The organism is Bartonella sp. CL436QHHD (assembly GCF_042195105.1).
Taxonomy (GTDB): domain Bacteria; phylum Pseudomonadota; class Alphaproteobacteria; order Rhizobiales; family Rhizobiaceae; genus Bartonella.
Window position 1 is genome coordinate 1 of record NZ_JBHINR010000010.1, and the last position, 14104, is coordinate 14104.

The 14104-nt window shown below is 35.2% G+C and carries 11 protein-coding genes, 3 tRNA genes and 6 pseudogenes; 7 read left to right on the forward strand and 13 right to left on the reverse strand.

Translation table 11 applies throughout. The annotated features are described in order from the left end of the window. Positions 1-202, forward strand: a 202-nt coding sequence (locus ACFIKN_RS01725) for a hypothetical protein (RefSeq protein ID WP_375657815.1), incomplete at its 5' end; no start/stop codon positions are given. Here the strand turns inward: ACFIKN_RS01725 and ACFIKN_RS01730 are convergent. Further along, positions 191-2140, reverse strand: coding sequence for an ATP-binding protein (locus ACFIKN_RS01730; RefSeq protein ID WP_375657816.1), 1950 nt, complete (start codon positions 2138-2140; stop codon positions 191-193). The genes ACFIKN_RS01725 and ACFIKN_RS01730 overlap by 12 nt on opposite strands. Positions 2141-2455: 315 nt before the next feature. On the opposite strand from ACFIKN_RS01730, the pseudogene ACFIKN_RS01735 reads away from it, so the two are divergent. Next, positions 2456-2736 (forward strand): annotated as a pseudogene (locus tag ACFIKN_RS01735) (XRE family transcriptional regulator). Positions 2737-2833: 97 nt separating this feature from the next. Here ACFIKN_RS01735 and ACFIKN_RS01740 read toward each other — a convergent pair. The 11 genes and pseudogenes from ACFIKN_RS01740 to ACFIKN_RS01790 all read right to left on the reverse strand — a co-directional run bounded on the left by ACFIKN_RS01740 (position 2834) and on the right by ACFIKN_RS01790 (position 7770). Further along, on the reverse strand, positions 2834-3019 hold the full coding sequence (locus ACFIKN_RS01740; RefSeq protein ID WP_375657822.1) for a hypothetical protein: 186 nt from the start codon (positions 3017-3019) through the stop codon (positions 2834-2836). Next, positions 3016-3617: pseudogene (locus ACFIKN_RS01745) on the reverse strand (phage antirepressor KilAC domain-containing protein). Before ACFIKN_RS01745 ends, ACFIKN_RS01740 begins: the two are co-directional and overlap by 4 nt. A 432-nt stretch (positions 3618-4049) precedes the next feature. Continuing rightward, positions 4050-4597, reverse strand: a pseudogene (locus ACFIKN_RS01750) (hypothetical protein). A gap of 3 nt (positions 4598-4600) precedes the next feature. Further along, entirely contained in the window at positions 4601-4921 is a 321-nt protein-coding gene (locus tag ACFIKN_RS01755) for a hypothetical protein (protein ID WP_375657817.1), read from the reverse strand. A gap of 264 nt (positions 4922-5185) precedes the next feature. Beyond that, positions 5186-5517 (reverse strand): annotated as a pseudogene (locus tag ACFIKN_RS01760) (type II toxin-antitoxin system PemK/MazF family toxin). Next, positions 5517-5774: pseudogene (locus ACFIKN_RS01765) on the reverse strand (AbrB/MazE/SpoVT family DNA-binding domain-containing protein). Before ACFIKN_RS01765 ends, ACFIKN_RS01760 begins: the two co-directional pseudogenes overlap by 1 nt. Before the next feature lie 126 nt (positions 5775-5900). After that, positions 5901-6216 (reverse strand): annotated as a pseudogene (locus tag ACFIKN_RS01770) (hypothetical protein). 171 nt (positions 6217-6387) lie between these two features. Beyond that, entirely contained in the window at positions 6388-6717 is a 330-nt protein-coding gene (locus ACFIKN_RS01775; RefSeq protein ID WP_375643597.1) for a hypothetical protein, read from the reverse strand. Positions 6718-6747: 30 nt separating this feature from the next. Further along, entirely contained in the window at positions 6748-6978 is a 231-nt protein-coding gene (locus ACFIKN_RS01780) for a hypothetical protein (RefSeq protein ID WP_375631477.1), read from the reverse strand. Further along, a complete protein-coding gene (locus ACFIKN_RS01785; RefSeq protein ID WP_342753378.1) occupies positions 6975-7136 on the reverse strand; it encodes a hypothetical protein in 162 nt (53 codons plus the stop codon). Before ACFIKN_RS01785 ends, ACFIKN_RS01780 begins: the two co-directional genes overlap by 4 nt. A gap of 548 nt (positions 7137-7684) precedes the next feature. Then, positions 7685-7770, reverse strand: a tRNA-Leu gene (locus ACFIKN_RS01790). Positions 7771-7916: 146 nt separating this feature from the next. Here ACFIKN_RS01790 and ilvA point away from each other — a divergent pair. The 3 genes from ilvA (at position 7917) to ACFIKN_RS01805 (ending at position 11433) form a co-directional block, all read left to right on the forward strand. Continuing rightward, positions 7917-9194 (forward strand): threonine ammonia-lyase IlvA, encoded by a 1278-nt coding sequence (gene ilvA, locus ACFIKN_RS01795; protein ID WP_273791440.1) that lies wholly within the window; start codon positions 7917-7919, stop codon positions 9192-9194. 35 nt (positions 9195-9229) lie between these two features. After that, positions 9230-9760, forward strand: coding sequence for a hypothetical protein (locus ACFIKN_RS01800; RefSeq protein WP_375657818.1), 531 nt, complete (start codon positions 9230-9232; stop codon positions 9758-9760). A gap of 290 nt (positions 9761-10050) precedes the next feature. Next, positions 10051-11433, forward strand: coding sequence for a DEAD/DEAH box helicase (locus tag ACFIKN_RS01805; protein WP_273791441.1), 1383 nt, complete (start codon positions 10051-10053; stop codon positions 11431-11433). Positions 11434-12825: 1392 nt separating this feature from the next. Here the strand turns inward: ACFIKN_RS01805 and ACFIKN_RS01810 are convergent. After that, positions 12826-12900, reverse strand: a tRNA-Asn gene (locus ACFIKN_RS01810). 184 nt (positions 12901-13084) lie between these two features. On the opposite strand from ACFIKN_RS01810, the gene ACFIKN_RS01815 reads away from it, so the two are divergent. Both ACFIKN_RS01815 and ACFIKN_RS01820 read left to right on the forward strand, forming a co-directional pair. Next, positions 13085-13158, forward strand: a tRNA-Cys gene (locus ACFIKN_RS01815). Positions 13159-13378: 220 nt separating this feature from the next. Beyond that, positions 13379-14053: a protein-L-isoaspartate O-methyltransferase gene (locus tag ACFIKN_RS01820; RefSeq protein ID WP_273791442.1), complete on the forward strand. Its 675-nt coding sequence runs from the start codon at positions 13379-13381 to the stop codon at positions 14051-14053. Positions 14054-14104 lie beyond the last annotated feature (51 nt).

Sequence of the window (14104 nt, forward strand, 5' to 3'; positions counted from 1 at the left end):
CAGCAAAGATAAAGATCTTACAGAAAAAGAACAACAGCTCCTTCACGAGATGATAGAGACCTATCAAGGCTTAAAGATGATATCACGCATCATGAAGTGGTTGTTACTCATTATATTTGTGTTTATTCTCGATTTTGCCCACCTTATAGATGCGCTCGATAATATCTTCTTACATTTAAAACAGTGGTTTTCAAAGAATTGAAGAACAGAATACTTGACTGGCTTGCTTTGATCGATGATGTAATAAATCCTTTTTAATAATATCCATAAAAGTTCTATTTCTTGCTTTTGCATTCCCAATAACAGCACTTGGAGATATAACTTGTACAAATGCATTACCCATAGAAAGACTTCCCTGATAACATTTTCCTTCTTGAGAAAAAACTTCTATGAAATGATTTGTATCAAGCAATGTATATGCAAAATCATCATCTATTTCAGCTATTAAATATAAATATATCTCATTAACACCATATGTTTTAAGGACTCTGGCATAATTACTTAATTGTGCAACGCCTGAATTTTTGTAATCTGCCGTAGGCTTTTTTAATTCTATTAAGACAACACGTTTTTTTTCTTCAGAGTCGAAATAGATAGCTATATCAGGTCGGCTACATAATTCTGTTTTTTTTCTTCCAGAATTAATAGATAACGAATCAACGTTTGAAAGAAATTCTTGTATCGTTTTCTCACTTTGTAAATAGTTATAACTCATAAATTTATCATCAATTATCCATAAATTATTTTCTTCTAATGGCAAAGGAGAAAATTTATCAGCTTTTTTTCCCTGGTGAATAAATAAATTATGAATGTCTTTTTCTAAAGTTTTTGGTGTTAATAATTTAGAGAATTGATTCAAAATATCATCTCGGAATTGAATGTATTGTGTTAATTCTAGACTAGCAAATTTTTGTGCTTTTTGTAAATTTTCTTTTGGCTTTCCTTTGCCTTCATGAAGAGTTTTTCTGAATGCTAGTTTTCTTTTTGAATATTTTTTTTCCGCGTTTTCAATAAATGAATCTTCTTTGAAGACACCCCCAATTACATCTTTTGTGTCTAGGAAGTCTACTAAATAAGGATATTCTTCAGCAATTTTTTTGAAAAGAGTGCTCTTTTTTTCTTTAATTTCCGGAAATTGGCTGTTAATTATTTTATTTAAAGTGTTTTTTAACGTTTGATTAATATCATCCCAAGTCAGTTGGGTTTCTAAGTCAGGATCTGTTTTATTAATCTCAAACTCATTCCGTTCGTCGTTAACATACTTATCCAAAATAGGTGATTCTAATAAAAATATCATCATCACATTGTTTATTGGATTGATATTTATAAACTTTGAAAAAGGCATAACAGTACGATTATTAGCACAATAGTAAGCCTCTACTTTAGTCTTAGAATTTGTGTTCTCTTCAAAATAATAAGAAAGGCTGAAGGGAATATTTGAAAGACCGATTTTGAGAGTTTTATTTTCTAAGTAAGGTAAATCTTGCGTATTGATTGTTCTTTTCTCTAAGCTTTCTACATCTTCTAAATTTTTTACATCCCTTAAGTTATTTAGATCTTCTAAATTTTCTACATTATGTACATAAAAGTTAATTTGGATATTTTCATCTTTCTTTAAAAAAAGTAAAGGAAGAAGATGATAATAAATTTCATTATGAACTAGGTTTATATCTAACACATTTTGTTTATAAGGTTCTTCAAAAGATAAATGTGTATTCCACCATTTATCTTTTTCGCCATTTTCTTTTTTAAAAGAATCTTGTGTGAACTGTGGAGTGAAATTCAGTGAAATTTGAGCATGATGTTTATCTTTGCTAAAACTAATAATTTTAACTTCTTCGAATATTTTCAAGTAAGTAATACGTCCAACCCCTTTACATCCTTCTTGAATTTTATAATCACTTTTATAGGTAGAGAAAGATTTGATATTCTCTTTTGTAAATCCATCTCCATTATCAAAAACACTTATAGAAAAAATTGGTTTATTCCCCCACAAATCTGCATTGCCATAAAGTTGGAATAAAATATCAATTTTTGTTGCATGAGCTTGTATAGAGTTAACGATAGATTCCTTAAGAACTGTAACGATATTCGTTTCTGAAGAAAGATCGCGGATTATAGCATTAAGATTGACAAGCATGAGTACACCAATATATTTTATTTATATATCTCGTTGTAATATTTAAATTTTATAATGATATTAAACACACTATTCCTGATGAAAAGTTAATAATTTCTCACCATAAGAGATATTGTATATGCTTGATAACGGTTTTGTATAGAGGTATTGGACAAGATCTCCACACACTAAAAAATAAAGACTAACCAAAATTTGAAAAACTTTATTAGAATCAGAATAAAATACTTATTATTTCTAAAGGATTTTTTAAATGTTACCCCCTTTGGTAAAACTTTACGCAAACTTCGTATTGATCACTCAGAACGCCTCTGATATATGGCTAAAAATTAGATATATCTGTAGCGGTTTTATCTTATAGGGAGATTGGAAAGAAGCCTGTACCGGTTGGCATGGAAGAAAAGATCATAGAACTATACGATTTAGATCAAGAAGCGGCAGAACTTTTGAGAAGAGAAGCAGAGGCTTGTCGCATAAGTTTTACGATCAGACCTTCTAATCCATTGAGTTGTGAAATTGTTGGCATGTTTGCTAGACATTTTAAATGTTTTTTCACAATAGGATTTAGAAGTATTCAAAACATTATTAGAAATGCTTAACGAAGTTAAAATAAAATGCTACCGTTGTAGAGGAATATTAAAATCCTATTCCCTCACTTTTATTCACGCATCCTGCACCTTAAAAAAATATATAAAATTAATAAGTTATATAGATAAAAAGAAGGATTGGCACTTCATCTTGAAGTTTTAAAATCAAAGCTTTTTCTACTAAACTCATGATGTCAACCAGAGCAGTACAATCTTTATCACTCATATTTTCATGTCTAGAAAATTGAGATAATGCCATCCATAAATCGCATAAGAAGTTAGTATTTACCTTCATTGCACACCTCCATGGATTTGTTCTCTCAAACATGCCAATCCTTTAGGTGTGATTTTTGTTGAAGGCAGCACCTTTTCTGTTCCATCCGGTTTTTGAATGGTGATGGCAGAACAGTCTATGAAGCCTTTTTTGATTTTATCCTGATTAAGGTAACAATGGACCACTCGGAGCACGTCGATACACCCAATCATTTTTACGCAAGTAATCTGTTAAATCCTTTGGTTTTATCTCCAACATCTTCGCGGCTTCAATCAAACCAAACAAACCATCAGAGCGTTTTAAGCCTTCTAAAGCTTTTGCTTTTAGTGCTAATTCTGAAATAACATGGTCTTTCTGCTCATTGTCTTTCCAACTCTTTCCAACGGTCAATTATCTTTGCTCGTAAGGCAGTGCTGTAACTAGAAACAAGAATTAAGCATTCACGCTTTGGCAGGTTATAACAAGGGCGGCTTTCACCTTTGTTATCAAGGTAGTGCCCACCAAAATCAACCTCCTCAAATTTGAGGGCGTTAAGTTCTTCAAGCGTTTTCTTGATGTCACGCATAATATTGTCATGCCTTTTGCCACATAATTCAGTAATTTTAATAATGGTATTCATAAAGAATTTTTAGATGTTAGACGTTCCTTAATGACATTCTAAAAGAGTGCTGGGCGCTAAAAAACACGGCATCTAGTCCGTCGTTACGCCTTTCCCCGAAGGGTGTTATATGGCATCACCATACCCGACAAAGCTATTATATGCATGTAGCAACAATGAGTTAAGTGTACAATGTACAGTCAAATTGAAAATTCTGTCGCTAGCGATAGTTCGCACTAGTCTGCCCGCAACGAAGCCAACCCGCTGGGAAGTACATTTTGCATTGATTTTATTGACTTTTTTATGAAAAAAACAAAGCATAAGTGATAATCTGTTTTTAAAATTGCAATCAAAGTGTGTAATGCATAAACTCATAAGGATATGGAATATATAGATAAAGTTTAAGAACATAATCTAGCTTTTCTTGTTGGCAGCGTATTCATGATGAGCAAGTTAGTTCTGTATATTGGCAATTAATCTCTCATTGGCTTTTTTACAATAGCACTTGCAATCTCTGTCTTTGACATGACCTCAGAAGTTGAGGGTCCCTCTTGTTTTGCAATGGGGAATTGATCTCCATTTACCCTTTGAAAAACATTACCCTTCATCTTTTTTAAATCAACACGCTTTGGAAAACTCCCACCCTTGATAAAAACATAGGGCAAGATTTGTTTTTTTCCAAACAGTTGTGTAAGTCACGCCGCGTTTTGTTTCTCTTGCTTTAAAAAATTTAAGAAGTATCGGTGTTCCAGAACGAATGATATCTGTCTCAAGAAACCTTGCTGTCGCCTTTTCTTTAATATAAACACCTTGCTTAATACGCTTTGATTGGGCTGATGTAGTATCAGAAATCTTCTTTTCTGCAAAGCGTTCGACTTGTTTTGCAGAGGTGTTTACAGCATTACGCAGAAAGGGGACCAATTAAGGCGAGGGGCTTGAAGACTGGTGAAGGTATCATTCACCTGTTGAAGATACCATTTTGGGTGGATACTTAATTTCAACTTCTAAGGCTTTTTAGGAGCAGGTGTTGATGATTGAGAGACCTTAGATGCTTTTGGCTGTTCGAGTGGAATTTCCTCTGTCACTGGTTCAGATGATGTTTGTGCTGCTTCTTGTTTTATCTGCTTAATTTGTTCAACTGCCTTGTCAGGTTTTGCTGTTGTTTTGACCTCAACAAAAAGTTTTGCAGCATTGGCGCGCTTGAGACGTGCGTAGACTTGATTGGAAACTTCAACAAATGGATTATTGGGTGTTGATGGTTCAAAGCGAACAGTGCTTTTATTGTCGCCAACAACACACATTGGCTTAGTGATGACAGCTTTCATTATGGCTCCTTTTGAGTCATAATTAATGACATCATTAGTCAATTATTGATTTTTATTCTGTGAAAAATTGATTAGCCGATTGTCAACAGAAAAAATCNTATGGCTCCTTTTGAGTCATAATTAATGACATCATTAGTCAATTATTGATTTTTATTCTGTGAAAAATTGATTAGCCGATTGTCAACAGAAAAAATCATGATCTTATGCTTTTTTACTTTTTACCTAAAGTTGGTGTTTTTAAACATAAAAAAGTGTAGAAAAAATTCAAGTAAGAAATGTTGATAACCTTGCTAAGACTTCATCCATAATTATATATGGAATAGTTTCCATTCTTTTTCCATTACGCGCTACTATATCTAAAGCACGCGGTTGGTCGCAGCGTATCACACCTGTTGTATGCAGCTCTGTTCCCACCAATGAAATAGCAAAATCTGCTGTTCTAGCAAAATTTTCTCCACTCGTAATGGGCAAAACAATGGGTGTTTTGTTAAATGATTAAACGCCTCCGGTGATACAATCAGTACAGGACGCGTTCCTTTTTTCTCATAAACAGAAGTTGGGTCAAGCGATACAAACCAAATTTCACCTCGCTTCATTACAAGAGCTCTCTGCCAGCAGGTTTAGCATCAAACCACTCTACATCTTTATCCGCAAAATCGTCTGAAGGATTACATTGGGCTAACAATTCTTCAAGAGTGTAATTTTGCGATATCTGTGGTTTCACAACCAATTATCCATTGTCAATAACCAAACCCACTTGCATATTTTCAGTAAGATGAAGAACATCAATCAATGCAGGCGGTATAGAGAGTATAACTGATCCTCCAACTTTACGTAATTTTGTTGTGTGCATAAAACGCCCTCTCTAATATTATATAAAAATATAACATAAAGCCCATGATTCAATAGCTTTTTATGCTTTTGTGTAAAATGTTTAAGAAGCGCATTTAGAGCAATACGCAATATACTCTGAATAAAGTCAATATTTTTTTATCTCTCTGCTTATCTCGTCTATAAGAGGTTTGTAATTGAGAACGCTTTTCGGAATAGTACCATCGTAAACCCATGCTTTTACTTGCGCTTTGGTACTAAAATCCGCATTCTTAGGTGTTTTGTAATACTGACCACCATCAAACTTTGCACACTCTCTTGTGCCGTCTTCATATTCGTAGAGGTTGTAAAGATACTCCTCTGCTCCGTCCCCCCCCATAGTGCATATCCAGCGCCGTTGCAGCAAATCTCTTTCGCATGGGCTGTTTACGGTTTTTTAAGAATAGATGTTTTAAAATGAATATGCTTTAATCCTAATTTTACAAATTTGTCTATTTGCCTCAAATTTGATCGTACAGAGCGTTTTATAGGATAGGTTTTTTATCATAAAATCTTTAAATTGCTCTGTACGGTGCCATTTTTTCGATTTAAATGCACATCCAATCACAAAACGATCAGCAATTTTCACTAGTTTACTAACCTGCAATGTTTTTCAATGTTCCCCCAAGACCATTTAAAATCCCTTCAAGCTTTTGCTTTTCAACCAACGCGAGTGGTCTTGAATTCTCTCTCATTGCCTTTTCTTTCAGTCTTTTTTCACGGGTGTTCAAAACAGCCTTGCGTACTAGATTGGCTTTCGTCAAAAGACTATTTTCCAAATCACGACATAAGCTTACTAACTCACGAGAGCTTGGAAAAAACGTATCCGATAAACCTTCTAACTCATCGCATAAAGTCCGTTTAACCGTTTTTATCAGTGACCACGCAGAAACACTTTCCAAAACCATTCCATAGGTAAGCGCCATACCTTCATGATCTGCCTGTTGCGAAATTTTTCAACCACACGAAAGCATCCGAATTGCTTTAGCTATGTCCTTTTTGCTCGCTTTTATTGAAAACAATTCGTGAAGTTGATCACAAGCACCTAAGGCAATCGTTTCCTGCTGTTGTGTCAATGCACTGCCACTCTTCAAAACCAAAGGAAACTCCGGAGCTATCATCTCGTGAATGTGTTTTAAAGTGACCTCGAGACCCGATATCAAGGGTGCTGTCTGAGATGCGTTCACCAACGCTTTTTTGCCTTTGAGAGTGATTTTCCATAGTTTTTTCCTTTCCCTAAATCCTCGATAGCTTTTTGCACCCAATTGCGCCACGTTGCTTTCCAATCCGTTTTACGTGCATCCTTGCGTGCTCTAGATTTCCAATAATCTCGAAATTTTGCCATTTCGACTTTCACACGCTTTGGAGGCAAACCTTCTTTGATTGCGAAATCATAAACAGATTCGAAATCATCAGGGATACGAAAGCTACGGTCATTTTTAACCCATTTCGCTTTTCTTCATATTATCTTACTCCTGTTAAGAGTGTGAATGTGCTGCTGGTGTTGGAGAAATATTAGGATTGATGATAAGGCGTTTGTTAGATGCAAATGACCTCGAAGAAGAGCTTAAGCATTACAAATCAGTTACAACAGAAGCTAAGCGAATTTTACCAAGCTCTGTTGTGAAAGCTGCTTAACGTTAAAAACACGACTCATTTCTTCATCCTCAAGGATGAGGAGATCAAGATTAACTGCCTCTCCATCCTAAAAGACAAGGAGGAGGTCAACGTGCTAAAAAGGTACCTCAAAAAGCAGCAATGATTCGTATTTTAGCATCATCGCTGTACCGTCTGATAGCGTTATAATAAAGTTGCGAAAGGTGGTTTAGAAGGTGCTTTAATTTTTGTTGATTTTTAATAAATCATTGGAAAATAAGAGAGATTAAGATACAATGGTGCGGACGGCGGGACTTGAACCCGCAAGGTCTTCGACCGGCAGATTTTAAGTCTGCTATGTTTACCGTTTTCATCACGTCCGCGATGTGAGTTCTCTCATAAGCTATATCTTTTATTGAATCAAGAATTAATGACAAAAGAAACATTTTTCATTTTTTAGTGAAATTTTGACTGACAATAGTTTCCTTTATCGATAGAAAAAGCTTTTATAATGTAAATAAAGCGTGAAATGATTAGTGTTATGAGTCAATTTATTCAAGACGTCACAAAAGCTATGGTGGGATTGCATCACGTGTTTGCTGAAACACCACTTCAAAGAAATGATTTTCTTAGTCAAAAGTATGATGCAGAAATTTATTTAAAGCGTGAAGATTTAACACCGGTGCGGTCTTATAAGATTCGTGGTGCTTTCAATTTTGTTTCAGAAATGCTTAGCTGTATATCACCAGATTCTGCATTTGTTTGCGCTTCAGCGGGGAATCACGCGCAAGGGGTTTCTTTTGTTTGTCGTTATTTTAAACGTAAAGGCGTGATTTTCATGCCCATGACAACGCCACAACAAAAAATTGAAAAAACACGTATTTTTGGCAAAGAATTCATTGATATTCGTTTGATTGGTGAAACATTTGATCAATGTTATGAAGCTGCGCAATCCTTTGTCGTGGAGAGCGGTGGTGTAATGGCTCCACCTTTCGATGATATTCGCATTATTACAGGGCAGGCAACAGTGCTTTGTGAAGCTGCTTTACAATGGAAAAAACTCAATGGAGAAAGTGAGCCAGATTTGATGATTGTGCCGGTAGGGGGTGGTGGTTTGGCAAGTGGAGTGAGTAAGTTTTTACATGAATATGGTTGGAAAACAAAGATTCGTTTTGTTGAGCCGCAAAGAGCTGCAAGTTTGCTTGCTTGTTTGGAGAGTGGAAAACGCGTTAAGCTTGAAAGCATTGACACTTTTGTAGATGGTGCTGCTGTGGCTGAAATTGGTGCACTAAACTATACAATTCTAAAGAAATTTCCCGCTGATTCTGTCATTACGGTTCCTGAAAACCGCGTTTGTTCTACGATGGTTGAAATGCTTAATGTGGAAGGTGTGGTTCTTGAACCGGCTGGTGCTTTATCGATTGATGCGCTTAACAGTATTCCTCCTCAAGAGTTAAAGGGGAAAAAAATTCTTCTCGTTATTTCAGGAGGTAATTTTGATTTTGAGCGTTTGCCAGAAATTAAAGAGCGTTCTTTACGTTTCCAAGGGTTGAGAAAATATTTTATTTTTAGTTTTCCGCAACATCCTGGTGCATTGCGTCATTTTCTTTCCACATTATCACCAGATGATGATATTGTGCGTTTTGAATATCTTAAAAAATCAGCGAGAAACTTTGGTTCTGTATTGGTTGCGATTGAAACAAAAAAATACGGTAATTTTTGTCTTCTAGAGGAAAAATTTCAAACGTTAGGTTGGCGTTATCGTGATATTACTGATGATCAAACGTTATTTGATTTTGTTATTTGAGAAACTGAAATTTTACTAAAACAAGAAGTATAATGATGAAACCTATTTTTTATTTGGTGCTGAGTCTATTTTTCTTTTTGATTGTTAATCAACAGAGTTTAGCATCTCAGCCAACAATAGTACAAAAAGATGAACTTTCAAGAGTTGTTGTTGATGTCAATAATGCTATAAAAAATGGGGATTTTATGCCTATTTCTCGTTATATGCCTGAGCGGCTTTATAAAGAGATGGCACATCGATTGAATACAACAGAGAGTGCTTTACGTAGTGATTTTCTTCAACAGTTGCATAGGAAATTTGAGGGGTTGCCTTCTGGTGCTTATTATTTAGATAAAGAAAATATAGAGTATTTACAAACTGATAATGGTACTTTGTATGCTTTAATTCCAACAGTTCTTGATATGAAGGATCGCATCATTCAATATAAAACTTTGGCGATTTTTGATAAAAACCAATGGTATTTAATTTATGGCGGTCGAAAAACTTTACAAAATCCAGTTTTTCTCGAGATTTATCCTGATTTTATCAAGGTACATTTACCGATGGACACAATCATCAAAAAGTAAACGATCTAAATATTGTTTTTATTCATGATAAATGTATTTCGTAAAGTTCTTGCTTTTTTATCATAATCCAAAGATAATAGAGATGAAGGCATTTAGGCTGGTTTGTTGGCTTTTTGTAAAGTGAAGTTTATACGCCTTTATCTTGATTTCAAGGTGTTCATAAGTTGCGCAAGCCGCTTTTTAGGCGTTGCTTCATTTAAAATGTCAGGGATTTCTCTTGCGCGGATTCTTGAGTGAAGAGTTCAGATGGTTACTTCTTTTGAGTTCTTCAGCTAAGGAAAGATTTTATTTTGCCTATAAAAGAAGAAAATGTTTTTACAAAGTTAGGTTTACCTACTCTTTTGATTAAAAATTTACTCATTGCTGGGATGAGTAAACCTAAACCTATACAAGAACAAGCTATTCCAGTGATGTTGAAAGGACACGATATTTTAGGTGTTGCTCAGACAGGCTCTGGAAAAACCTTGGCATTTGGTTTACCTATTTTAAGTCAGATTTTGGCTTTGGGTGATAAACGCTGTCCTAAAACTGCACGCGCTTTGATTTTAGCTCCAACGCGTGAACTTGCTGTTCAGATTGATGAAACGATCCGTACTGTGGCGAAAGGAGCACATCTTTCAACATGTCTTATTTTTGGGGGCGTATCACGTTTAAAACAAATTAAACGTATGGAAGCAGGTGTGGATGTTTTGATAGCGACTCCAGGGCGTTTGAGAGATCTTGTTCGTGAAAAGTGTGTTGATCTTTCCCAATCTCGTTTTTTGATTTTGGATGAAGCAGATCGTATGTTGGATATGGGGTTTATTCATGATGTTAAGCAAATTGCAAAGCTTTTGCATCAAGAGCGTCAGACAGCACTCTTTTCTGCAACAATGCCGAGAGAAATTGCTGTGCTTGCAAAATGTTTACTCAATGATCCGGTTAAAATTGAAGTTGTTCCTCAAGGTACTACGGCTGTAGAGATTTGCCAAAAATTATATTGTGTTCCTACGAATGAAAAAAAGAATGTTTTAAGTAAACTTTTGACAAATCCAGCTTTTGATTCGGTTATTGTTTTTACTCGAACTAAACATGGGGCAGATGCTGTCACACGTAGTTTAGAAAAGATAGGATATTTAGTCGCAACAATTCATGGAAATAAATCACAAGGTGCTCGCCAGTCTGCTTTAAAAGCTTTTCGTGAAAGATCTGTGCAGATCCTAGTGGCAACAGATATTGCTGCACGCGGCATTGATATACCAGGGATAAGTCACGTTATTAATTACGACTTACCAGATGAAGCTGAAAGTTATGTACATCGTATTGGTCGTACAGGACGTAATGGCGCATCTGGTGTAGCACTTACGCTTTTTGATGAGAAGATAGAAAGGTCCCGCTTGCGTGCTATAGAGCGCTTGATTCGTATGAAATTGGTGGCTGAGGCTGTTCCAGAACAATTTGCAGCGTTTCCAGAAAAGCCAATTGTGCGAGAAAGTAAAGAAAACGAAAACGATAAGGAACGCCGTTTTAAAAAATCTAAACGTCAAAAACAGTTTTTAGGTCGAAAAGATGATACCGCACAGTTGCAGCGGAAGAATTCTTCACCTCAAAATGAGAGGCATAAAAAAGCAAAAGCGGTGGCAAAGCGTGCAAAGACTTTTCGTTTTCGGAAATCAGTTAAGAAGGCTGCTTAGATAAAGTCTTGAAAAAAGATCATGTACAGGAGATTTTTTACTTTTGTTGATTTATTCTCAATTGAAAAGAGCTATAAAATACTCTTGTCAAAGTAAGAAGACCCTTTAGAGGTTTTCATTTTTTAGAAATGAAAACCTCTAACTGTTTGGATTTATTTGAAAATCTTTAAAAAATCATTATTGTAAGAGGCAATTATTTATTTGCTTTATTCCCATTTTTTAAAATGGGAATAAAAGTAGATTTTATTTATATAAAATTATTTTTATATAGGATGTGTTTTATCTTTAATGATGACTTTTAATTTTAAAAATTGATGTCTAATAATAACTCACTGTTTTATATATTGAATAGTTCATTATATCGTGAAATTTTTTTCATTTTGAAGCTATTTATGCGGATCAATCAAAAGTATTCACTTGCACGTTATATGTGAAATTATTGTATAAATGGACATTTGAGAAATAAATAAAATGATTCTTATAAACTCTTTCAAAGGCAAGGGGGGGGTGCTAAGATTGAGAGTTGGAAAATAGTATGATGGTATGGCTTTTATTATAAATAAAGATGGGGCTGATCAATCGATTTCATTTTTACCATTTACGGGAGTCACTGTGAAAGAGGCTTGGGGGATTTAAGAGATATCTCTTTAAAAAAGCGTGTGACTGCATAATACAATAGCGAGAATGTCATGATTTCTGAAGGCTTTCTCAGGATTCTCAACAATTTAGCTCGTTATCTTTGTTTTTACTGTAAAACACTATTAGTTTGGGAGGATATAAAGTCTACAAAACTTTATGCATTAAATGTTTTATGACAGTGTCATGAATATCCAAGGCAAGGTTGTTTGTAAAGCGTTGAAGTGGTTAGCAGGAGGAACAACCTGTTAGATAAGACGTCGGAGTGTTTACAGACTTGTTTTATGTTTTTTGCTTTTAGGATGGGGAGGAGGTTATGTGGGGTGTATGGAGATAATATATGACCTTGATTGTTGTTTCTTTCATTTTTCAAAATGATTGCTTCATGAGCAGGCTTTTAAGTTTAATTCCTTTATTGAGTACAAATCATTCTTTCTTTGGAAAAAAATATATGAGAGCGATTCATTGCTGATGGAGCTTAATAATTCATCTCTGATGAAAGAAATCGTAATTTATAATATGCAAATAATTGCTGTGTTCTCTTATAAAGGCGCGGTAGTTTGAAAAAAGTAATCTTATTTGTGCTATTTTAAAATGAATCAATTGCTTTTTGCGTTCATTGCAAAAAATACATCCGGTAGGATATTGCGTTTCTACTTTATTGCAAAAATCCTATTCCATTACTTTTATTAACGAATCCCTCACTGTAAAAAACACCTGGAAAACCAATAAGTTATTTGTGATAGAAAAGAAAAGTGGCTCCCCGGGCCGGATTCGAACCAGCGACCAACCGGTTAACAGCCGGTTGCTCTACCGCTGAGCTACCGGGGAACGGTGCCCAATCATTTAGTTGAAAAGGCTATAGCAAAGCAATACTGATTTGCAAAGGATAAAATTACTTTTTTTAAAAAAATATGATAAATTGTGTAATAAGAGGAAAAAAGGCGAGAGAAGATTTCTACACCTTGACGGATGCGTTGCCTTCCCTTATTGAAACCTTTATGTTTGTTGACGAGGCCTCGTGGCGGAATGGTTACGCAGAGGACTGCAAATCCTTGTATCCCGGTTCGATTCCGGGCGAGGCCTCCAGCCGATTTTAAACGAAACGGCTTTTAAGGGAGATGAGGTATAGGAAAATAGATTATTTCCCTCTATTCTTGTGAAGACACTTTTGTATGAGAGATTATACAGTTAAAATCTAATTGTTGACTGTAGCATCCTTTTTTGTAATGCCCATAGTTTAAGAGATCTTTATCCCTTATTGTCGCTGTTTGGTTTGTTTTTTGTAGGTTAGGAGAAAATATTCGTTATGGTTGCAGATTTTGCTGAGCTTCGTCGCAAAATGGTTGACAATCAAATTCGTACAGTCGATGTAACGGATTTATCAGTTCTTGAAGCCTTTTTAACGGTGTCTCGTGAAGATTTTGTATCGGAAGATATGAAAGTGTTAAGTTATCTTGATACCGATATTGTTCTATGTCCAGAGCAAGATGGGGTTCCTGCACGCTATTTGATGAAACCTGCATCTCTAGCGAAATTACTACAGCTTGCCGCTTTAAAATCATCAGATGTTGTTTTAGATATTGGTGCAAATAGTGGTTATTGTGCAGCGTTGCTTGCAAAACTTGCAGGGTCTGTGATTGCGCTGGAAAGTAATAAATCTCTCTTTGAACGTGCTCTTGAAGCTTTAGAACGTAATCAATGTGATAATGTGGTTGTCGTTCATGGTCCATTAGAGCAAGGATATGCTGTTGAGGGACCTTATGATGTGATTTTCATTGAGGGATCTGTTGATTTTATTCCTCAGGGTATCTTTGATCAAATGAAAGACTGTGGACGTCTTGTTGTGGTTGAAGGGTATGGAAATGCTGCTGTTGCACAAATCTATATAAAAGAAGATGGGATCATCTCGGCTCGTCGTGCTTTTAATCTCGCTGTAAAGCCTCTTCCTTGTTTTTTCAAAACACCTGGTTTTGTGTTTTAGTGCTTGTTTGTTTTGTGAATAAAAGATAATTTTGTAATTTATTTGGGGTTT

Coding starts and splice junctions, on each gene's coding strand:
- ACFIKN_RS01800 (WP_375657818.1), top strand. CDS start 9,230: ATGAAACCTATTTTTTATTTGGTGCTGAGTCTATTTTTCTTTTTGATT.
- ACFIKN_RS01755 (WP_375657817.1), bottom strand. CDS start 4,921: ATGAAAGCTGTCATCACTAAGCCAATGTGTGTTGTTGGCGACAATAAA.
- ACFIKN_RS01785 (WP_342753378.1), bottom strand. CDS start 7,136: ATGGCAAAATTTCGAGATTATTGGAAATCTAGAGCACGCAAGGATGCA.
- ACFIKN_RS01775 (WP_375643597.1), bottom strand. CDS start 6,717: ATGGCGCTTACCTATGGAATGGTTTTGGAAAGTGTTTCTGCGTGGTCA.
- ACFIKN_RS01740 (WP_375657822.1), bottom strand. CDS start 3,019: ATGAAGGTAAATACTAACTTCTTATGCGATTTATGGATGGCATTATCT.
- ACFIKN_RS01820 (WP_273791442.1), top strand. CDS start 13,379: ATGGTTGCAGATTTTGCTGAGCTTCGTCGCAAAATGGTTGACAATCAA.
- ilvA (WP_273791440.1), top strand. CDS start 7,917: ATGATTAGTGTTATGAGTCAATTTATTCAAGACGTCACAAAAGCTATG.
- ACFIKN_RS01730 (WP_375657816.1), bottom strand. CDS start 2,140: ATGCTTGTCAATCTTAATGCTATAATCCGCGATCTTTCTTCAGAAACG.